Raw genomic sequence first — 21218 nt, 5'->3', positions numbered from 1 at the left:
ATTTTTTAAGTTGCCTTAACCTAAAAAATCAATAGTTTTAGTATTAAATTAACCACTTTTAACTGTAAAAAATTACTGTGTATAAAAGTTGATCATTGCCTTTTTTTGTGTAAAATACAAGCTTTTTGCAGAGGCATAACTCATATGGCAGTACCAGAAAATCATTTACAAGAAGTCATGCTTCATTATGGTAAAAATCACTTTAGTCAACAGAAACAAATTAAGATACTACTTTTAATATTAAAAGATGCTAAAGAAAAATCTAAGCAAAATGCAACTGCTTATCAATTAATTGAACGATATCAGATTAAACTGGCAAAAATACAAGGGCTGCCTAATGCAATTAAATGCATCAATAAATGTCTTATTAAATTAGAAGCACTCGATGCTAAAGATATCCTTTCTTATATTAAACAACAAGGTCTATATCGAATACTTTATCACAGACCTAAGTTATTAGGAAAAGATCTACCAGAAAACGATATTTTACGCAGGTTACTAAACAATGGACTTATAGGAATAGGAATAGCCGCGCTTTGCATTGTTTTCTTTGCATTAACTGCCTATTTCGCTGCCCCCTTTTGGCTTGCAGCTATTGCTAGCGGGTTATTTATAGGCGCTTCTACCTATCTAAGTGGCCTACTATATGGCATAGTCAATGACATATTTGCCACGCATGCAAATTTGCCTTATTTCCTCCTCGGCCATCAGTCTGATCAAACAAGCTTACTTCGTACTAATAATAAAATTGCCCAAGGAATAGCTTGGGGAATTGCTGCTACTTTTGGGCCAGTATTGATTGCCACAGTATTATTTACTATTGCAGCCACCATCACTGCTTTTTTTGTACCTATGGCCATGTTTGTTATGCCGATATTAATGGCCGCTATGCCACTTATTGCTGTTGGCGCAGAGTTTTATGCTCGCAGAAAAACACGATACTACTTGGAACATCCAGACGAGGTAAGATTTGTCGGCTCTAATGAGTATCAGGAAGAAGGGCTTAGTTATATGAGCCCTACGATTAAAGAACATGCAGCCTGGTATGCTAATTCAGACCGCAATTTATTTGGTTTTACAAAGGTACCTATTATTGGCCTAGTGGGCTTAGTTAGCCTAATAGTACTAAGCAGCGTGAGTGTATTTCTGCCGCCAGCGCTCATAGTTGCTCCTTTATTGGCTTATATTATACCAGTAGCTGTATCTAGCTTAAGTAGTTTAATACTCGCAGCAGCCGGAGCCTATATGCATTTTCATCGTGCGAAGCAAGCAGACGATCGATACAAATTGGAATTTGAATTAAAAGAAATTGATCATAATTTATACTTAGATGAGGATTTAGAGTATGTTAATGAACTTCTGCAAAAAGATGAAAATAATTTTGTTAACACTAAGTCAAATGATGCCTCTCTAGAAGTACAACAATATAAGCCATTATTTACCTCACAAGAACCAGAAATAAATTCTTATAAGGATGATAATACGCGTCAATCCTTTATACCCTAATATTCTTATTATTTGTTACTCATATACTATTTATCAAATCTCAAATCAGATTATATATTACTTTACAGATTAAATTTAATAATCTGTAAAGTAATATATTATTAGGATTAATATCAAATAATCACTTAATTAATCTTTTATCTTATTTAAATCTTTTATACATAATTATTAATGCAATTAGTTCGAAATAACTCTATCAGCTAATTATGGCACGATTAATGAATACATTATTAATAATATTGTCTAATTTTTAGACTGAAATTTATTAACAAGGGGGATTATAGAATATGAACATTCGTAATTCCAAGATGACTATTCATGAGCTTTTTGAATCGCAAGTTAATCTACATCCAGATAATTTAGCTGTTATTTATAATAATGAATCATTAAATTACAAACATTTTAATGAAAAATGTAACCAACTGGCACACTTTTTACAAAAACAAGGTGTAAAAGCAGAAACGCCTGTAGGTTTATGCATGGAACGTTCAATAGAACTTTTAATTGCCATGTTTGCCATTCTAAAAGCGGGGGGCGCTTACATTCCGCTTGATCCCAGCCACCCTGAAGAACGTATAAGTAGCACGCTAAATGATAACCAAGTCCCCTTCTTACTACTTACAAAAGATTTAAATGAAAAATTTCGCTCCTATCAAGGTCAGACTATTGCCCTTGACTTCGGTGAATTAAATACTTATCCCTCAGCAAATTTAAATACTACCAGTCAAATTGAAAATTTAGCTTATATTATTTATACATCAGGCTCTACCGGTAAGCCTAAAGGGGTTTTAATTGAGCACCAAAGTGTGGTTAATTTTTGCCTTTGGTTCGGTGACTTTTGTCATTGCCAAGCCAGTCAGCGTATTGATTTTTCATCTAGTCATGCGTTCGACATGGCAATCGCTAATACCCTTGTGCCCCTTATGCTAGGTATGACAATTGTTATTTGTGATGATGATATTAAAAAAAGCCCAACTTCCTATCTAGAATTTATTAAAGCTAATCGTATTAGTGTCATTAAGTTAACACCAAGTTTTTTTCGGGTATTATTGTTTGAGGTTCAAAGTAATTTCATTGCATTACCTGATTTAAAGCTTATCGTCTTAGGTGGCGAGCTTTTACATACGCTTGAATGCTCCTCTTGGCTTGCGCGTTATCCACATCATAAATTAATTAATGAGTATGGCCCAACCGAGGCAACTGTTGGCGTTTCTTTATTTAGAGTAAGTAACTCAGGCCTTCATTCTTTACGTCCGGATGTTCCTATTGGCAAGCCTGGAAACAACATTGATTTTTATCTTCTAGATAAAGATTTAAATCCTGTTCCGACTGGTGAAGTAGGTGAGCTTTATATTGGAGGTCTTTGTCTAGCACGAGGTTATTTTAATCAGCCACAAATAACGCATGAAAAATTTATTAATAGCCCTTTTAAACAAGACTCTAATTCTCGTCTATATAAAACAGGTGATCTATGCCGTCGTTTAACAGATGGTAATTATGAACTTTTAGGTCGCATTGATCACCAAATTAAAATCCGCGGCTTCAGAGTTGAACTGGGAGAAATAGAACGGTGCATAGCAAGTCATCCTGCTATTTGTGAAGCTGTTGTTATTGCGCGACCTGATCACTTAAATGAGAAGCAGTTAATTGCTTATTTCACTTTGAAAGATAAGCAGATAAATCCTGGAACTTATCAGATTAAGCAATATCTTAAAAGATATTTAACTGATTACATGATTCCAGTGGCTTTCATAATGATAGATGCGTTTCCACTAAATGCAAATGGTAAATTAGATAGAGAAGCGTTGCCTATACCTGAATTTCATCCTAATCGCCGCTACTTAGCACCAACAAATGAGTTAGAAGCGGCTTTAACTGAAATATGGGCTGAAGAATTTAATTTAAAGCCAATTGGAATTCATGATAATTTTTTTGAGCTAGGCGGACATTCGCTTATTGGTGCCCGTATTCTGACTAAGATAAATCAAATGCTAGGAAAAAATTTAACAATCAAAGAGTTATATCAAGCCCCAACCATTGCTGAATTAGCAGTAATAGTTAGTAAGATAAAATCTATTAGTCAGAAAAGCCATATAAAGAATTCTCTTGCAACAGCTAATATTATACCTCTAAGTCATTTTCAATTATTACTTTGGCTTTCTAATACTTTTGAACCAAAAGCAAAAAAATTAAATATTATTTCACGCAAACGTTTGCAAGGCGCTTTTAATAAAGAGGCATTCAATTATGCATTAACTATTTTATTAAAAAGACATGAAGTACTTTCTTATCACATTTGTAAATTTAAATCTGGCCAGTATTTACAGCATAATTTAGCCCTTATACCTGAAGAAATTGACCTGCAAAAATGTGAGGAGAAACAAAGTAATCTGGCTTTAACTAATTCAGTTTTTGAACTACTTAATTACCATCTATGGCCAAAAGGTAAACCTCTTCTTAGAGTAAAAATATTCTATTTAAAAAATAATACCATTGAACTCCAAGCATGTTTGCCTCATATAATCTCAGATGGCGCCTCCATAAATGTACTTTGGTCTGAATTATCTAAATATTATCTTGCTTTTAATAAGTTAGAATCTATTAATAATATAGGTAATGATAAATCCTATCGACACTATTTAGAAAATGAACTTATATTAGATGGGTATTCAGCTAAAGATCATCAGTTTTGGCTAAATTATTTAAAAAATGCTGGCTTTGTTAACTTTCCTCCGCAATATATAGTAAAAAATATGGCTAAAGCTCAGATTCCTTATTCTACTTATTTAGAGTTACCTCAAAAAGCTATTAACCGTTTAATTCAGTTTTGCGCTCATTATCATTTTGGGTTAAATGAAGCACTGAGCGCTATCTTAGGAAAAGCCTTAATTAAAATTTGCCAAACCAAGAAAGAAACGATTTTTATTAATATTGTCAAATCAGCGCGGGATAATCCTTTATATGATAAAACGATTGGCTGCTTTTTAAAACTTGAGCCAATTAAACTAGCTTTAAATCAAAATTCTTCATTATTTAATTTAGCTCGCCAGGTACAAAAATCAATTATTAAGACAGCGCCTTATCAACAGTCCCCAGCCTTACTTAAACTTGCTTGTGTTAATTTTAAAACCGTTTCTCATAGTCGAGTAATCCATTTTATAACAAAAATAGTTATGTCTTTGTATGCTAAGCTATTTCCTTCTCTTAAATTAAATCCCAACGTGTTAAGTCAAGTAGCGAATCTTGCTGCTATGAAAAAACGCAATAAATTTATTATTAACCTAAATGTGTTAGATAATTTTTTTCATAGCCATAAATACAAAAAGAAGCTACCTCTTTTTAGCTTAAAAAATAAAAGCATTGAAACTATACAATATGATTTATTAAATATTGATTACTTTTTAGATGTTTGCTTTTTAAGTGATTATAACAATACACCTTACCTAGTTGTTTCAGCTAATTTATTACCGGAATTGCGTGAGCTATTAAGTAAGGAAATAGTTAATATTATGCTTAATGAAACATTAGAAAAACCTAGCATAATAAAAAATAAAATTTCTTAATGTTGTTTTGTTTTATAATTAGTTAACTAAGCGTAAGTGATTAAATTAAAAGCACTTATTTAATAACGTTCATTTAATTTAGTTTGAGAATTTTACTAGTTACCCAGTTGAGAGAAGTTATAGTAACTTTTTTAAATTTATGCAATATAGAAAGGAAAACACTCTAATTTATTTTAATAATTATGTTTATTTATCCTAAAATTAATCCAATTGCTATTTCGATAGGCTCTTTCCATAAGCTGGTATGGCCTATTATATATGTTAGGCTTTGTCTTAGCATGGCTGTTAGGTTGTTATTGGATTAAGAAATATCATCTTAATTGGACCTATGAAGAGTTAAGTGATTATGTATTTTATGTAGCTATTGGTGTCATTTTAGGCGCTAGACTGGGTCAAATGCTTTTTTTTGATCCAATTAATTTTTTAAAAAATCCCTTATTGTTTTTTAAAATTTGGCAAGGTGGTCTGTCCTTCCATGGTGGATTTATTGGCGGGTTAATTACAGGCATAATCTATGTGAGATATACTAAGCGAAGTATTTTAGAAACCTTAGACTTAACAGTTACACTCATACCCACAGCCTTAGCAATGGGACGTCTAGGTAACTTCATTAATGGCGAACTTTGGGGGCGAGTTACGAACGTTCCTTGGGCTTTGATCTATCCTCATGTCGATGATTTGCCTCGTCATCCATCCCAGCTTTATGAATTTTTTAGAAGGTATATTGCTTTTTATTATTGTTTGGTTATTTGCCAGTAAACCTCGCCCACGCGGCAGTGTAACTAGCGTATTTTTAATAAGTTATGCAATTTTAAGGATCTTTTGTGAATTATTTAGAGTGCCTGATAATAATATTTTATTATTTGGTTATCTTACTATAGGGATGATTTTATCGCTGCCTATGTTAGTGGCCGGCATTTTATTGCTTATTCTTGCCTACAAATTAATCAACTTTTATTTTCAAACTACACTTAAATTTATAGCGCTCCTACAAGAAATGGATGACTTTCAGGAAGTACAATGTTTTTTTAGTTTTGGAGGTCATTATGTTGAAAGTCTCTTTAATAGGTAAAGGCGTCCTGTTTGGTCTCAGCTCTTCATTAATCATCGCTTGTAGTGAACCAGACTCTACCAGTAGCGCAACCTTAAATAATGATGGTTCTGTAACAACAACCACAACTGCAGCTGATGTAACTTAAACGCAAACAACATCTACTCCAGAACAATTAGCGCAAGCTGCTGGTAATTATCAAGCGCCTGTATTAGCGTATAACGAGGCAGGACAAGTAACAATTGGAAATGACGCCAATGCAGATGGTGTTGCCGATCCAGGAACAGTGATTTTAGCTAAGGATATTCCTGTTTTACAATCAGCTAGAGCTCATGCTGGAGGAACACTAGGCCCTATTAATGCTGGTGGAAAAAAAGCAAATGTTGGCTTTGAAGTAGATGCTTGTGATGTTACCAATGTCAATGGTAATGTTGTTTATCATGATAGATCTTGGAAAGATCCTAATAATGTTTACACTAAAGTTTTAAAAGCAAAATCAATTTTGAAAGATTTTCAACTTGTACCCTCTTGCGGCACTGATCTTTCCTGTGGAAATGGCGCATCTGTTAGACACTTCAAATCCTCCTATCGTGTACAAGGTGAGCAAAATGATGGCGCAGCAGATGGACAACTCTGCATCTGTTATGATGCTAATGCAAAATTAATTGGTGTGAAATTCTTAGATGGTCCTTTTGCTGGTTACATCAATTCAGGACAAGTAAGTGGTATGGTATTCCAAGAACCTTGCCAATAATAAATAAGGAACAAGTGGGGTTATAATACCCAACTTGTTATTACCCTTTAACTCGAACCCTAAATACAACCTAACTTTAACCGTCATTCTATGATTTTATACTTTTTATGACATTTTATAGTTAATTATTTTTTAAGCGAAAGTAAAATGATTAAAAAATAAGGATGATCATCTCATCACCAAGCAAAGTCCACGGCGTAGCTCCTATAGTTGGAATGATTTTAGCGTTTAAAATACCTTGGTGATTATTAGGAAGTAAGTTTGTAACTCGGCCTTGATTATTTATAATCGCAGAGTAACCATTGTTATTAGCAACAATCTGATGTTTTCCTGATTGTAATGACAGCATTCGAGCTATTTCTATGTGTTGCTGAATAGCAAACGATCGCCCAAGCCAGCCATAATTACTAATACCTAATATTAAATTTGTGCCCTTTAATTGGGTATGAATTAAATTAAAAAAGGCCACTTCATAACAATCATAAGCGGTAATTTTAATCCCCTTAAATTCAATGAAATTTTGCTGCATGGGTCCTGAAATTAAATTATATTCCTCTAAGGGAAATTTAAAAAACAAACCATTTACCGATTCCCAAGGAATATATTCTCCAAAAGGAACAAGATGTTTTTTTAAATACCGGCCTTGGGCAAGACCTAGCGTTAGAATAACATTATATCTTTTCTTTTCGGGCGCTTTTATTGTTGTACCTAAAATCACTCCTTGTTTTTTTGACTTTAACCTATCAATCATTTTTAAAAAAAATTTTCCGCCCTCTTGTAATTGAGCTATAGAGAATTCTGGCCAAATAATTAGTGAGCTATTAGACTGATAAGTATTATGAATGTAAAAATTTAAAATTTTAATAAAATAGAGAACGTTGCTTCTTTGTCTAACATCTGCATTTGCCTGCAAAATACTAACTTGCAATTCATGTGCTTTATCTTGCTTAGTCCAATGCACGTAAGATAATAAATAAGGGCCAAAGTAAAGTGTGAAGGCTAGTATAAAATCAGCTAGAGCTCTCTGCTTGCCTAGACAGTATTGAAGAAATCCGTTTGCTAACAAGCAACCTATAAAAATTGTTGCAAATCCAACCTCATAAACACCTACAATAGGAGCAAGGTAAGCAATTGGCAGATCAACTTGGCTATAACCAATTAACGCCCACGGAAATCCTGTAAAAAATTAGATTTTAACCATTCAAATATTATCCAATAAAGCGAAAAGATTAGGGCGTTAATCGTAGTTAGCTTTTCTTTTCTTGTTTTAACAAAAAGGCACGAACATAAGGCAAAATACAGAGCACAATAAGTATTGAATAGAGCAATAATCAAGAAAGTTATTCAAAAGCCAAAGTTATGGGCCGTATAAAGGGAAATAAATAACCAAGAATTAGCGCTGCCGGCAATAATTGTACCTAAAATAAGCCCTAAGAAGAAAGCTTTCTTAAAGCTACTTTTAAGCAAAATAACATAAAATCCGCCTAGAGCAAGGGGAATTAAAAACCCTATGCGATAAGGGGTAAATGCCATAAAAATAATGAGGCCATAGACTATAGTCAGTAGCAAATGGATAAAATTTTTATTCATTTATTTGTGCTTTATTAAAATGCACAGTTTATGAAATCATAAACTAAAGATAGCCTTAATTGACTATAATTTCTTTGCAGCTTACTACAGAGCAACTAATCTAGACAAAAACTAATGAATTTTTATTAATTTAACGATTTTCTTGTAAGCGCCTGAGCAATAGATATAATATTTTCTAAATTCAATTCAATATGTTTAGCATGAATTTGCTTTTTTATTTCTACCCAACGTAGTTCTGAACGAATAGATTCAAGTAAATCATGGCCAAGCCAGGTAAGCCGAATTAAATGAAAACCATGAGGAGAACCGCCTGGCGTTTTATGAATTTTTCCTATCAACACACCTGCTTCTTCGAGTATCTCTAAATGGTAAGAAATTTCATTATGTATTTCTACTGGAAAGACATCTAAATTCAAAAGAGCATTAGGCTCAAGTTCTTCCACTTTTAGTAGGATTGAGCGAATCATATCCCAATTACGTTTCATAATTCACTTTAATAAATAAATAATAATAGTATAAACATTAGTAGCACAAATAACCTTAAAATTTTATTAAGCTTTAAACAAATGCTTAACGCTTAATAAATACTGATTACTATGTTATTGATTTATTAAACATGTAGTAGGTTTAACACTAACAGAACTTTCATCCGCTTCTAAACTCTGATGGTTATTAAAAAAACCATATTTTTGACCTGGCATAACTACAGAATCATAATTTTTTTCCGGATTATCAAGCACATCATCTGATTCGTCAGCGAGATCGGCTACATTTGGATCTGAATTTGATGTTTCGACCCTCTCAGTCTCATCACCAGATATATTAGCCGAGTTATCACCCTGAAATGAAGTAGCTGCAGGTTCAATACTTAAATCTGATAATTTAGTCGCTAAATCACCCGGCTCTATAGGAGCACTCACTATAGGAACTCTCACTGCAGAAACACTCTGTGCGGATTTTAATTGTGCCACTAATTCTTGTTTAAATCCCGCCATTCTCACCTGCACTTGATTCGGATTCCGGGTAGTCGATTTTACGCAAGCAATATTTGCGCTTCCTATTTGTAGAGCTGCTGCCTCCACTATGCTTTGAGTCGATGAAAAAAGAACTCTTTTAATAGGGTGAGGAAATTGACTCTCAATAAAGTCTTTATGTAAGCTGGGAGGGAACTTTTCTTGTCCGGAGTAGCCTAAATTAACGTCAGAAGCGAAGATAACCGCCTGCACTGATTGATAATTACCGTGTGCCTTTATTTTATCAAAAGCACTCTTCAGAATATCTTCAATTGAAGCCTCATCACTCGATTCGGGCCATGCTTTACGATCCCATATACTTTCCCAACCTTTTGATCCTATTGAGGGACTTACTACCTTAGCGCCTAGGGACCCATGTGCGCAAAGAACGACTAATATATTATCTTCAATAGCATAAACTATATCTATCTTCATTTTATGAACTCATTTATTAGATGATTTTTACTTTAAAAATTAAAATTTATTTAAATAGATTAATTTAAAAAAAATCAATAAATTATATATATTCAATGACACCTAAATTGCAATCGATTAAATAAATTTAAAACCTATTTTATAATCATTATAAGGTAATTTAATTAAGGAATTGTTAACTAGATAAAAAGTTTTTTTACTAAAAGTTGTAATTAATAACTTCATTATCTTAGTTATTTAGATAGATAATTATTTAATAAAATTTAAGATATTTATAAATATTTAGTTACTTATTTTACTTTACAAGCGAGTGGATTTTATATCTGAAGTTAGATCTGTTTTGTCTGCTTCTTCTTTATCTGAAAACAACCCAAACTTTGAGTTAATGTGATTCGTACGAGTGGCCTGCTTTTTTTGTTGATGAATAACAGCTTCTTTAGACTCTGTATTTATTTCCCCTGAAAATAATCTAGGCCCTAAAATAGAGCTTAATTTATCTTCAGGCTCTTCTTGCTGAGCAGAGCAATTTTGAAACTCTAACTCAACCTTAACCTTAGCGCTAACTTCTAATGGGATATTATCAGGCTTAAGTCCCTTTGTACTACTCTCTTTATTTTTATCGAGATCTTCCTTTACAACTGCGTCAGGCTGGCTGCTTGTTTTAATTTCTTCTTGCATGGGAGCAGCATGTTGCACTTTAAAATCAGGCGGCAACTTAGACTTCACTGCTGTTAATAAATCACAGGCATTCAAAAGCTTCGTACTTGCTGGTATTTTTGACCTCGCATTGTCTATTATCCCTAAGCTAGAAGAAAAAAGTATTATTTCAACAGCCTTAGGGTCAAAAGGAGTAAATTGCATCTGAATAAAATTACTTAATAAAAAATCGGGATATATGTTATAACCCGGCCGGCCTAAATTTACATCAGCCATAAAAATTATATGATCGATATTTTTAAAATTAGGATTATTTTTTAAAGATTCAAGTTGTTCACTTAACCATTTTTCTGTTTCTTTATGAAGTTTATCTAATGCGCAGGTAGTATAATTTTCTATCTCCATTGTTTTCATCTCTTCTAAAGGTATTTTTTTAATTTTAAAAAAGAGAATAGTACTAGATAAATTAGCCTCACTTTGGCCATGACCATGACTACAAAAAATAAATAAATTTTTTTCTAAAAATTTATATTTTAACCTAATGTAAAACACTTTAATCCTAACCTACTATTTTATTGATAAAATTTTGATAATTACATTAGCTATATCTTACTATTTAACTAAATTTATTAACTATTATTTATCTTAGGAGCTTATTTAATTTAGCTATATAAATCTGTAAATTAATCAAATACACTAATTTTACAAATATTATACTCTTTGAATTATAATTAATCAACAAATTATTAATAATATAGATGGTTAGCCCAATAATGCTTTAGAAAAAATTACCCTTTTACCTGCTGGCATCTATATTGCATTAAGTTAATTCTCTATGGATAGGATTAGTTGAAAAACGGATTAAATAAGGAGAAGCTATGTTGAAGGGACGGTTTTGTAGCCGTATTCAGCTGGTTTTACTGTTTCAAATTCTTTTTTCTTTACCATCATTTGCCGCTGAGAATGATACTTCCCAGATTGCTGACGAAGAAGTTCAGCGCTTCTCACAAGCACTTTATCAAATAAAACAAAATTACGTAAAGTCAGTTAATGATGATGCTTTATTTAATAATGCTATCCGCGGCATGTTAAATGGTCTTGATCCGCATTCAGCTTTTTTAGATGAAAATGACTTTAAGGAATTAGAGTTAAATACGCGTGGAAACTTTGCCGGTATTGGTATAGAAATTACCCAAGAAGAGGGATTACTTAAGGTTGTAACTCCCTTAATTGATACGCCTGCCTATAAAGCTGGCATTAAAGCAGGTGATTATATTGTTAAATTAGGCGCAAAAACTGCCCAGGGCTTAAGTTTAACTGAGGCAGTCAATATCATGCGAGGTGAAGAAGGCTCTCCTATCGATCTTGTTATCCTTCGTAAGGGAGTTAATAAACCATTAACTTTTTCTATGACCCGTCAAAAAATTCAAATACAAAGCGTGCAAAGTAAATTAATTGATAATCAATTTGGTTATATTCGCTTATCACAATTCCAAGAATTGACAGGAAAAGATATGCGTAACGCCATTACTAAATTACAGGAACAAACGAAAAATAAACTAAAAGGCTTAGTGCTGGATTTACGTAATAACCCGGGCGGATTGTTAGATAGCGCGGTAGAGGTTGCTGATGCGTTTATTGATAATCAACAAGCAGATAAAGGGATTATTGTTTATACAAAAGGGAGATTACCTGAAAGTAAATTTACCGCCATTGCTACACCTGGTGATATTTTACAAAGGGCTCCTCTAATTGTGTTGATAAATAATGGCTCGGCATCTGCTTCAGAAATTGTGGCAGGCGCATTAAAAGATCATAAAAGAGCAGTTATTGTTGGCACAAAAAGTTTTGGCAAAGGCTCTGTACAAACAGTATTACCATTAGATGACAAACACGCTATTAAATTAACAACGGCTCTTTACTATACGCCGTCTGGCATTTCAATTCAGGCAAAAGGTATTATACCTGATATTCAAATTGATGAGATTGCTATTCCTAAAAATGCAGCGCAAAAAAAGTTATTACACTTTTCTGAACTCAACTTAAGTAAGCATTTAAAAAATGAAAAAAATAATTTAGAAAAAAATGTCTCATCTTCAAGTGATGTAGCAAATTTACTCTATGCAGATTTTCAGCTTTACTCAGCACTCACCATTCTAAGGAGTATGAGCCTATCAAGTTAATAAAATAACAAATATATTATTCCTATTTTATTAACTAATAATAGCCTCAATCAAACGATTGCTGTGTCTTTTTTAAAGACATTAAAAGCTGGATGGGCCTGGCCGCTCTTTTCAAATAATACGCAATAATTTTGCCGTTTTATTGGATCATGTTCTTTAGCGCATAATTCTTGATAAGTTGCCAAAGCTGTATTTCCTGTTGGAGACGTAGCAAATGAAGCCAGAGGAGATAAAAGCATTAAAATAATAAATTTTTTCATATTAACCTTTGAAGTATCTTTAAATAATTTAATAATTAGATTTGTTTAAAAGAAGAGGCAATTTTATAGAGCTCAATATAGCCAATTAATTTTAGCTATCAGCATTGTATATGCTTTTTATGTTAAGGCCTTAAACAAATAATAAAGCCTTAAACATCAATAAATCTTACTAAAAAAGTAATTATCGTTCGCTGTTTTCAGCTTTTTTTGCTTGTTTTTGGTATGCTTTCCACTCTTTATCCTTTGCGAAAACATAACAAGCTGCTTCTTCAATAAAAAAACTAATATCATCAATTTGTGACCATTGGCAGTAAGCTTCTATTTTCCTTAAAACCTCACTACTTAATTCTACTTTAACTTTTTCCTTCTGATTAAAGCGTGCTTTCGATATGAGAGCCATTACATTCCTCTTCAATAAATAGTTATTAAAATGATTTAAAATATATTCATATTTGTAAATTTTGAACAGCACCCTGGGAGGGCACCTATTTTTTACTATAAATCAGTTTGAAAGTCATTAATTTTTTAATCTGATTTTAAAAGTTAATTGTTAAATTATAAATTATCTTATTCGTAAAATCATCAATGTTTTTTAATTCACCATATAGAGAAAAAAGCCAACTTCTTTTATACTGCGCACTGATATCTTTTACTTATATATCATAATTTTTGTTAAAGAGAAAATAACATGCCAAATTTAAAGAAATCTGCCTATTTAGCACTTAGCGGCGGAATGGATTCAAGTACATTATTACTCCATTTATTAGCAAGAGATTATCAAGTTAATGCAATTTCATTTTTATATGGCCAGAAACACAGAGTTGAAATTGATTATGCAATAAATTTAGTTCAATATTTAGCTGAAAAAGGATATAAAATTAATCATCATTTAGTGCATTTAAATGGGCTAAGTGAGCTATTATTTTCAGCCCTTGTTGATGGTGGGGATGTTGTTCCTGAAGGTTTATATGATGGCGAAAATATGGCGGCTACTGTTGTGCCAAATCGTAACAAGATTTTTATTTCCATCTTGCAAGCAGCAGCGCTCTCACGAGCTATTGAGGAAAATACCACCATCTGTGTAGCCTTAGGTATTCATTCAGAAGACCATGCTGTATATCCTGATTGTCGTCCTGAATTCGTTAATGCCGATTATCAAGCTTTTCAAGCAGGTAATTGGGATGCTCACAAAGTCATTAATTATATGCCCTACTTACATAGTGATAAATATGGCATTTTAAAAGATGGAGAAGACGCTTGTAAGCAATTAAATTTAGACTTTAACGAAATTTATAAGAGAACTATTACCTCATATAAGCCAAATACAGATGGGATTTCCGATTATAAATCTGCTTCATCTGTGCAACGAATCGCAGCTTTCATACAATTAAATCGTGTTGATCCGGTATTATATGCGGATGAAAATGGTATGGCTGATTGGAATACTGTAAAAGCACATGTTTTATCAGTTTTAGAAGAAAATAAGGTTAAAATTAACTAATAATTTAAAAGTGGTCACTCTTAACAGAATGACCACCAAATCTATAGGATTATCAAAAAAATTAAAAAGATACTACTCACTTGCTAATTCAATCGCAAATGCTAATCCTAGTTTACTAAAATTAGCCATATGCTCAGGCGTTAAACGATCCATTGTATCTTTAGATGAATGAATATAGGGGTTATGATCTTCAAAGCTTGTTTCACAAGGGAAAGCTGCGGGAATTCCTTCATCATCCCAAGAAGCATGATCGCTACAGCCATAACCGCAATAGGATTCTGCAACTGGAACACCAAGATAAGTCTGAATTAAGTCACTAACGAAATTTGTTAGAGCACGATCAGTATAATCTTTAAAAACCCACATAGTTGGGTCATTACGATCATTACGGAAGCCTGTCATATCAAGTTGCATTACAGCCTTAACTGGAATGGACTCATCTAAAAAATGTTCTACAACATATTGAGAGCCAACTAAACCACGCTCTTCTGCAGCATACCAAATAAAATAAATAGGCCTTTTGAATTCATAAGATGATTCTAGTAAAACACGGGCAACTTCCATTAAACTAGATGAACCACTACCATCATCACCAGCGCCTGGCATTCTACCATCTAACGTATCCATATGAGCACCGATTACAATAGCAGGCGCTTTAATATCTTTGCCCAATACAGTTACCAATGATGGCTGCTTATAATAGCTACCTGTTTTTACAAAGTAAGTCTCAGTATCACTGCGTTTTGCACCTTTTGCCAACTCTTCAAATCTAGCCTGTAACCATTTAGCTGTTTGAACACCTGTATCTTTAGTTGCTGAACGATTCTCGTAGGAGGTTAAATGAGTTAACGTTGCCATAATAGTTTCAACATTAACTTTGCCAATGGCTTCCGAGACTTCAACTTGATGTTGAATAGGATAAGCACTTTGACGAGCTAATAACGTTTTTTTAGGCGATTTAACTAATAACTGCTGTGCCTGTTTTTGACGAGCCTGTCTATTCGTACTTTGCATACGATGGGTAATATTAGTAAAACGACCACATTTTACTTTATCAGCAATATGAACAATTTTTTCTAAATCAGTGGCCGGTATGTCTATAATTCTAAAAGAATTATTCTCCGCAATGACGGTATAGTCTGAGGGTAAATGTGCTGCTAAACACTGAGGAACCTTTAGTTGCTCTGTTTTCGCGCTAGTGTTTGCTATTACTGGGTTAGCTAACAAAAAACTTGCTGAAAACAGAGTCATCCATGAGTAAGAACGCATTATTGCTCCTTTAACTGTTAAAATCATTTTGATGGTACCTCATCACTGTAAATATGGAAATTGATTTTTAAGTTACTTAGCCTACAAAGTGATTATTAACTGAATTATGAATGGAAATGTTTGCTGCAAAAATAACAATTTTTAAATCGAAATTATGTTTTCTAAACCTGTTGATTCTATTTTAACCTAAATGGTATTGATAATCATTTTCATTTGTTATAAAGTTACGCCTTCGTAAAATGTTTACTTGGTGAACAATGAAAACAAAAAAGATCCCTTATTATTTACTACTAACTCTCTTAACCTTAGGTGCAAGTTTAATTATCGGTTTTTTAAGTTTTGGTGGTATGTATGCCATATTGCCATTATTACCCTTAGCCTTTGCTTCGTTTGGTCTATCAGTGGCTTATGAAGGTGAAATTTATTTACAAAATATCAAAGGTGCTTTCAAAAAACTTTTTAAAGGCGATTACTTACCTCGCTATTTAGCAGATGAGTTTTTATTGCATCATTTTCCAGATACAGACGATAAAGATTGCCCACAATTTTTTAAAGATTATGAAGCTCAATTAAAATTATTAAACAAATTTAGTCATAAAAATTTAGATAAAGAGAGTCTCGCGCGTAAAAAGAAAATAGAAAAAACCATGTCTGATATGCGCAAATGGTTTGCCCTCCAACTTTATAAAAAGCCTAATGAAGATGAACTTAATACTTATAGTAAGTATAAAATTCAATTACAATTTTGGCTTGCTACCCATGGGCAAAAAGAAGCAATAGAAAAATTAGTATACCGTACAACCACGTTTAAAGGAGTGCGAGTTTTTAGCGCTTTAGCAGGTGTATTTATGGGATTAGGGACAACCTATCTTTTAGTGGGCGGATTTGCAACTATTCCGCTACTTGCAAGCCTTCCTTTTACCATTTTACCTCTTGCTATTGTCCCTATGGCAATTATTGCCGGCGCTGCTTATGGCTTTCTTACTTATAATGCCGTAACAGACATGATTAATAATGACACTTTACGTAAATGGTTTTTTAAAATTAAAAATAATTTCACTAAAGAAAACGCCTCCGAGCACAAAATACGTAATGTCTTTTTAGCAATTACTGCAGTTAGCTTATTAACACTTACTGTAGCACTCACCATTTGTACAGCTGGAACCTGGTGGACCGTTGCCAAAACTGCCCAACCTCTATTTACTTGGATGGGTAAAATGCCAGCATTCATTATGGGAATCATTAATCCTATTATTACCGGTACTTCAACCCTTATTTTCAATTTGCAAAATACGAGTGAATCATTAGAAATGATTGATGGTTTGACACGTACGAAGGGAAATATTTTTACTAAGGCCTCTACATCAATCCAAAATGCTTTTCAAAAACTTAAAGAGCATGAAAATTGGCTGCAGCTATTTAACCCTGCCCGAATCCTTCTTAAATTAACCCTTACGCCATTAAGAATACTTCTCTTCTTAGGACATTTAGTTAGCATTGGAGTTACTTCCGACAGAGTGCCAGGTGTCCCCGAAATTGTTTCAGCCCTTTTAGGGATCATCAGTGAAGGTTTTGAAGATGCACATTACTTTTTTGAACAAGAGCATGTGCATAATCATAAACACACAGATCATTATCATCAAACAAAGGATTTACTAAAAGAACAATTACAGGCAGATGAAGGACATACTCATGAAGTTGATTTGCCAACTAGATTTTTAAAAGTTGTTTTTTCACCCTTATATTTATTAGCAGCGCTTTGGGATTATGCGACAAGCCAACGTAATAAAGATAGCTCAAAGCATGCTTTAAGTTTCAAGGAAGCTTGGAATAAACAAACAGGACAACAACCTGTTGAAAATGTGCAAGTTACATCGGAAGAACAAAAAGTATCTTCAGACTGGCGTGTTGAACAAGCTGATTATCGAATTGAAAGTTTTAAAAACAAACATTTAAAAGGTGTATTGGTTAATTCTAAGGTTGCAGAAGAAAAAGAAGCTAAACTTAGTGCATTACAAGATGAAATTAGAAAAACTGGCGCTCAGCTCAATCCTGCTGCCCAAGTTAAAGAAGCAGCTCACGATGCTACTTACCAAAAACCTCGTTTCTTTACTAAGAAAACTACAACCACTGAATTTTTAGAAGATCTTTCTAACCGTGTCTCACCAGCAGCATAAAAGGCTTTATTCCTAATAGTTAGAGCAGTCAATCAGATAGATTGATTGCTTTAGTTAGCTTAATGAAATCCACACTAATTAACGTTTGTTTAGCGACACAAAAGAGCCTTTGTCTCTTTTATGTCAAACAAACGTTAATTAAGTAAACTTTTTAAGCTAGTTAAATGGGATTTAGCCAAGGCTTTAGACCGCTCTTCGTTGCGTTCACCTTTACCAAACCATTCTAAACTATCCTTTGGTAATTCATCTAGAAAGCGACTCGGTAGGCAATCTTGTATTTCACCGCCGCGACGTCGCTGCTTAGCCAACGTTAAACAAAGCCCCTTCTGCGCACGTGTAATACCTACATAAGCTAAACGTCTTTCTTCTTCAATTTGATCTTCATCAATACTCACCCGATGCGGTAATAAATCCTCTTCCATACCGACTAAATAAACGAAAGGAAATTCTAGTCCTTTTGCTGCATGTAACGTCATAAGCTGTACACTGTCTTCATTAGCTTCGCCGGATTGTTCTAAAATATCAATTAAGATAAGTTTATTAATTACATCACTTAAAGTTTGCGTAGCATCCTTTTCTAATAAGCGTCCTACCCAATCGAGCAATTCCCAGATATTTTCCATACCACGTTGCGCTCTGGCTGGTGAATTGCACTGTTCGTAAAGGTAAGCTTCATAACCGCTTTCCTCGACCATTTCGCGTAATATCTCGACAGGATTAGCATGATTAGCTAGACGCTCTTTAATTCCTAATACCCATCGCTTAAAGCTTTCTAATGCTAAACGTGGCTTCTCAGCAATCCGCTCAGCCAAAGCCATGTGATCAGCACATTGAAATAAACTAAGTTGCCTTAATTGTGCATATTGGCCCAAAGCCGTTAGACTCGCATCACCAATACCTCGCTTAGGCGTATTAACAGCTCTTAAAAATCCAGCATCATCTGCTTCATTGCATATTAGCCTTAAATAAGCGAAAACATCCTTCACTTCTGCACGGGCAAACCAAGATTGGCCACCACTAATCCGATAAGCAATACTATGATGGCGCAAAACTTTTTCAAAAATACGAGATTGGTGATTGCCGCGATATAAGATCGCATACTCTCCATATTTTTTTCCTAAACGCAATTTATGGCTAATCATATCCATAACCACTTGTTCAGCCTCATCTTGTTCATCTTTGCAGCATAGAACACGCAATAATTCGCCTTGACCTAGTTGGCTCCATAATTTTTTTTCAAATAAATGAGTATTATTGGCAATTAAAGTATTCGCGACATGCAGGATCTGACTTGTTGAACGATAATTTTGCTCTAACATAATAACTTTTAATTGCGGATAGTCTTTTTTCAACTGTGCCAAATTTTCAGGTCTTGCTCCGCGCCAAGCATAGATTGATTGATCATCATCACCCACCACAGTAAAGCGAGCGCGAATGCCTGTTAATAATTTAATAAATAAATACTGACTGGTATTTGAGTCCTGGTATTCATCAACTAATAAGTGACGGACTTTATTTTGCCAAAATTCACGAATTTTGGCATCTTGATTAAGAAGATGAACAGGAATTTTGATTAAATCATCAAAATCAACCGCATTATAGGCCTTAAGTGCTTCTTGATATTGCTCATAGACTAATAGGGCATCGTCAAAAATTGGACTCGTCTTTGGTTGCTTATAGCAATCTTTAGGCGTTAATAAGTCATTTTTCCATCTAGAAATTTGGTGTTGCACTTGAGCTAGATAATCTCGATCTTGAGCGCGCCCAATAGGTAAGTAATTTTTTAATAACTGTTGACTGTCTTCACTATCAAAGATAGAAAAACCGGTACGTAAATTACACCGTTCCAAGTGCTTTTTGATGATTTTTAAACCAAGAGTATGAAAAGTTGCTATATTTAAGCCACGACGCTTAGGCGCATTAATAGTTGCCGCAATTCGACTACGCATTTCTTCAGCTGCTTTATTGGTAAAAGTAATGGCATAAATGGATGACGCACTGTAACCACATTGTTCTATTAAATAAGCAATCTTTTGAGTAATAACTCGTGTTTTACCACTCCCAGCACCCGCTATAACGAGTAAGGGCCCATCAATATATTTCACAGCTGCCATTTGGTGAGGATTAAGCATTAATACATCCTAGATAAACTTAATTTTATTTACTAAATACTTTAAGTTAAAAAGCCTAAATATTTTGCAAGTTATTATAGCGAGCTAAACTCTAATAGAAATACAAAAGATCTAACGCTATAAGTAGTAGGAAAAATTTAAGGCTAATTTGTAAATTTACTGCAGTCTAAAGCCATCGTGTTATTAAAGAAATTTGCTAAATTATACACATTCAGCATTAAATAAGCATATGTTAGAATAGTTGATTTTGATTTTACTTAAATGGGGAATAACCATGGATAGTCTACAACGCTTTATGTTCGAACACGCTAGTATTCGTGGGGAAATTGCCCATTTAGATCATGCTTACACAACTATTATTAACCAAAGAACTTATCCACCCATGGTGAAAAATGTTTTAGGGGAAGCATTAGTATCCTGTTTGTTAATGATAGGCAGCATCAAATTTGAAGGGGAACTAAGCTTACAATTCCAAGGCGACAAACGCTTACCGCTTCTATTAATTCAATGCGATCATCAGTTACATTTACGAGGATTTGCGAAGTTTCAACCTGATTTAACAACTGAAGAATATGCTGCTGCTTTTTTAGAGGGGAAAATGGTGCTTACCATCAATCCCTATAATCAGACCCAGTCTTATCAAAGTATTCTACCTATCCAAAGTACCTCTATGGCTGAAAATTTAATGTATTATTATGCCCAATCTGAACAAATACCAAGTCGTGTATGGCTGGCAAGTGATGATACAAAAGTTGCCGGTCTCTTACTGCAATTAATGCCAGGACAAAGTTCCGAGCAGCGCGAACAATTTTGGGAATATGCAGTACATATTGGCCAAACGATAAGTGAGCCAGAGTTACTTAATCTTGATAATGAAACGCTTTTATATCGTTTATATCACGAAACCGATATTCGAGTTTTTGACAACAAAATGGTCACATTTAAGTGCCGCTGTAGTCCTGACAAGATGAGACAAGTATTAACAGTTTTAGGTGAAAAGGATATTAAAGAGTTATTGGCTGAGAAAGGTAAAATTGATGTTACTTGTGATTTTTGTAATCAACATTATAGCTTTGACGCCATTGACATTACCATGCTATTTCATAAAGGCAATTAATTTTTTAACT

16 protein-coding genes and 2 pseudogenes are annotated in these 21218 nt (G+C 33.7%); 9 read left to right on the top strand and 9 right to left on the bottom strand.

The window, feature by feature from the left end; translation table 11 throughout:
- Nucleotides 1-144 precede the first annotated feature (144 nt).
- From E1P04_RS08890 to E1P04_RS08875, 5 genes and pseudogenes are all read left to right on the top strand, one after another.
- Nucleotides 145-1506 carry an ABC transporter permease gene (locus E1P04_RS08890; protein ID WP_131782565.1) on the top strand — a complete coding sequence of 454 codons (1362 nt, stop codon included), beginning with the start codon at nt 145-147 and terminating at the stop codon, nt 1504-1506.
- Nucleotides 1507-1793: 287 nt separating this feature from the next.
- Entirely contained in the window at nt 1794-5069 is a 3276-nt protein-coding gene (locus tag E1P04_RS08885) for an amino acid adenylation domain-containing protein (protein WP_131782564.1), read from the top strand.
- A 182-nt stretch (nt 5070-5251) separates the two neighbouring features.
- Nucleotides 5252-5994 (top strand): annotated as a pseudogene (lgt, locus tag E1P04_RS08880) (prolipoprotein diacylglyceryl transferase); the annotation flags it as partial.
- A gap of 121 nt (nt 5995-6115) precedes the next feature.
- Entirely contained in the window at nt 6116-6268 is a 153-nt protein-coding gene (locus E1P04_RS17640; protein WP_165482722.1) for a hypothetical protein, read from the top strand.
- A gap of 138 nt (nt 6269-6406) precedes the next feature.
- Nucleotides 6407-6874 carry a hypothetical protein gene (locus E1P04_RS08875; RefSeq protein ID WP_131782563.1) on the top strand — a complete coding sequence of 156 codons (468 nt, stop codon included), beginning with the start codon at nt 6407-6409 and terminating at the stop codon, nt 6872-6874.
- Nucleotides 6875-7025: 151 nt separating this feature from the next.
- Here the strand turns inward: E1P04_RS08875 and lnt are convergent.
- From lnt to E1P04_RS08850, 5 genes and pseudogenes are all read right to left on the bottom strand, one after another.
- Nucleotides 7026-8048, bottom strand: a pseudogene (lnt, locus tag E1P04_RS08870) (apolipoprotein N-acyltransferase); the annotation flags it as partial.
- A 170-nt stretch (nt 8049-8218) separates the two neighbouring features.
- Nucleotides 8219-8464, bottom strand: coding sequence for a hypothetical protein (locus E1P04_RS08865; RefSeq protein WP_131782561.1), 246 nt, complete (start codon nt 8462-8464; stop codon nt 8219-8221).
- A gap of 125 nt (nt 8465-8589) precedes the next feature.
- Nucleotides 8590-8949, bottom strand: a complete 360-nt coding sequence (locus E1P04_RS08860) for a DUF2513 domain-containing protein (RefSeq protein ID WP_131782560.1) — start codon at nt 8947-8949, stop codon at nt 8590-8592.
- A 114-nt stretch (nt 8950-9063) separates the two neighbouring features.
- Complete coding sequence (locus E1P04_RS08855) at nt 9064-9912, bottom strand: hypothetical protein (RefSeq protein ID WP_131782559.1); 849 nt, start codon at nt 9910-9912, stop codon at nt 9064-9066.
- Nucleotides 9913-10212: 300 nt separating this feature from the next.
- Complete coding sequence (locus E1P04_RS08850) at nt 10213-11121, bottom strand: hypothetical protein (protein WP_131782558.1); 909 nt, start codon at nt 11119-11121, stop codon at nt 10213-10215.
- Nucleotides 11122-11447: 326 nt separating this feature from the next.
- Between E1P04_RS08850 and E1P04_RS08845 the strand changes: the two genes are divergently transcribed.
- Nucleotides 11448-12752 (top strand): S41 family peptidase, encoded by a 1305-nt coding sequence (locus E1P04_RS08845; protein ID WP_131782557.1) that lies wholly within the window; start codon nt 11448-11450, stop codon nt 12750-12752.
- 50 nt (nt 12753-12802) lie between these two features.
- Here E1P04_RS08845 and E1P04_RS08840 read toward each other — a convergent pair whose 3' ends face one another.
- Both E1P04_RS08840 and E1P04_RS08835 read right to left on the bottom strand, forming a co-directional pair.
- A complete protein-coding gene (locus E1P04_RS08840) occupies nt 12803-13012 on the bottom strand; it encodes a hypothetical protein (RefSeq protein ID WP_131782556.1) in 210 nt (69 codons plus the stop codon).
- Nucleotides 13013-13193: 181 nt separating this feature from the next.
- Complete coding sequence (locus tag E1P04_RS08835; protein ID WP_131782555.1) at nt 13194-13412, bottom strand: hypothetical protein; 219 nt, start codon at nt 13410-13412, stop codon at nt 13194-13196.
- 288 nt (nt 13413-13700) lie between these two features.
- Between E1P04_RS08835 and E1P04_RS08830 the strand changes: the two genes are divergently transcribed.
- Nucleotides 13701-14513 (top strand): 7-cyano-7-deazaguanine synthase, encoded by an 813-nt coding sequence (locus E1P04_RS08830; protein WP_131782554.1) that lies wholly within the window; start codon nt 13701-13703, stop codon nt 14511-14513.
- A gap of 72 nt (nt 14514-14585) precedes the next feature.
- On the opposite strand, the gene lapA is transcribed toward E1P04_RS08830, so the two are convergent.
- The gene (gene lapA / locus E1P04_RS08825; RefSeq protein ID WP_131782553.1) at nt 14586-15782 is read right to left on the bottom strand and encodes an aminopeptidase LapA; all 1197 of its coding nucleotides are present in this window, start codon (nt 15780-15782) and stop codon (nt 14586-14588) included.
- A gap of 257 nt (nt 15783-16039) precedes the next feature.
- Between lapA and E1P04_RS08820 the strand changes: the two genes are divergently transcribed.
- Nucleotides 16040-17959 (top strand): hypothetical protein, encoded by a 1920-nt coding sequence (locus tag E1P04_RS08820; RefSeq protein ID WP_131782552.1) that lies wholly within the window; start codon nt 16040-16042, stop codon nt 17957-17959.
- A gap of 134 nt (nt 17960-18093) precedes the next feature.
- Here E1P04_RS08820 and E1P04_RS08815 read toward each other — a convergent pair whose 3' ends face one another.
- Nucleotides 18094-20091 (bottom strand): UvrD-helicase domain-containing protein, encoded by a 1998-nt coding sequence (locus tag E1P04_RS08815; protein ID WP_131782551.1) that lies wholly within the window; start codon nt 20089-20091, stop codon nt 18094-18096.
- A 274-nt stretch (nt 20092-20365) separates the two neighbouring features.
- On the opposite strand from E1P04_RS08815, the gene hslO reads away from it, so the two are divergent.
- Nucleotides 20366-21208, top strand: coding sequence for an Hsp33 family molecular chaperone HslO (hslO, locus tag E1P04_RS08810; RefSeq protein WP_131782550.1), 843 nt, complete (start codon nt 20366-20368; stop codon nt 21206-21208).
- Nucleotides 21209-21218: the final 10 nt, after the last annotated feature.

Source organism: Legionella gresilensis (assembly GCF_900639865.1).
Lineage (GTDB): Bacteria > Pseudomonadota > Gammaproteobacteria > Legionellales > Legionellaceae > Legionella_C > Legionella_C gresilensis.
The sequence above is the reverse complement of the archived record's forward strand: the minus strand, read 5'-3'. Positions and strand labels throughout refer to the sequence as shown.

Excerpts from the sequence above, each read along its gene's own strand:
- E1P04_RS08890 (WP_131782565.1), top strand. The coding sequence starts at position 145 with ATGGCAGTACCAGAAAATCATTTACAAGAAGTCATGCTTCATTATGGT.
- E1P04_RS08885 (WP_131782564.1), top strand. The coding sequence starts at position 1,794 with ATGAACATTCGTAATTCCAAGATGACTATTCATGAGCTTTTTGAATCG.
- E1P04_RS17640 (WP_165482722.1), top strand. The coding sequence starts at position 6,116 with ATGTTGAAAGTCTCTTTAATAGGTAAAGGCGTCCTGTTTGGTCTCAGC.
- E1P04_RS08865 (WP_131782561.1), bottom strand. The coding sequence starts at position 8,464 with ATGAATAAAAATTTTATCCATTTGCTACTGACTATAGTCTATGGCCTC.
- E1P04_RS08860 (WP_131782560.1), bottom strand. The coding sequence starts at position 8,949 with ATGAAACGTAATTGGGATATGATTCGCTCAATCCTACTAAAAGTGGAA.
- E1P04_RS08855 (WP_131782559.1), bottom strand. The coding sequence starts at position 9,912 with ATGAAGATAGATATAGTTTATGCTATTGAAGATAATATATTAGTCGTT.
- E1P04_RS08845 (WP_131782557.1), top strand. The coding sequence starts at position 11,448 with ATGTTGAAGGGACGGTTTTGTAGCCGTATTCAGCTGGTTTTACTGTTT.
- E1P04_RS08840 (WP_131782556.1), bottom strand. The coding sequence starts at position 13,012 with ATGAAAAAATTTATTATTTTAATGCTTTTATCTCCTCTGGCTTCATTT.
- E1P04_RS08835 (WP_131782555.1), bottom strand. The coding sequence starts at position 13,412 with ATGGCTCTCATATCGAAAGCACGCTTTAATCAGAAGGAAAAAGTTAAA.
- E1P04_RS08830 (WP_131782554.1), top strand. The coding sequence starts at position 13,701 with ATGCCAAATTTAAAGAAATCTGCCTATTTAGCACTTAGCGGCGGAATG.
- lapA (WP_131782553.1), bottom strand. The coding sequence starts at position 15,782 with ATGCGTTCTTACTCATGGATGACTCTGTTTTCAGCAAGTTTTTTGTTA.
- E1P04_RS08820 (WP_131782552.1), top strand. The coding sequence starts at position 16,040 with ATGAAAACAAAAAAGATCCCTTATTATTTACTACTAACTCTCTTAACC.
- E1P04_RS08815 (WP_131782551.1), bottom strand. The coding sequence starts at position 20,091 with ATGCTTAATCCTCACCAAATGGCAGCTGTGAAATATATTGATGGGCCC.
- hslO (WP_131782550.1), top strand. The coding sequence starts at position 20,366 with ATGGATAGTCTACAACGCTTTATGTTCGAACACGCTAGTATTCGTGGG.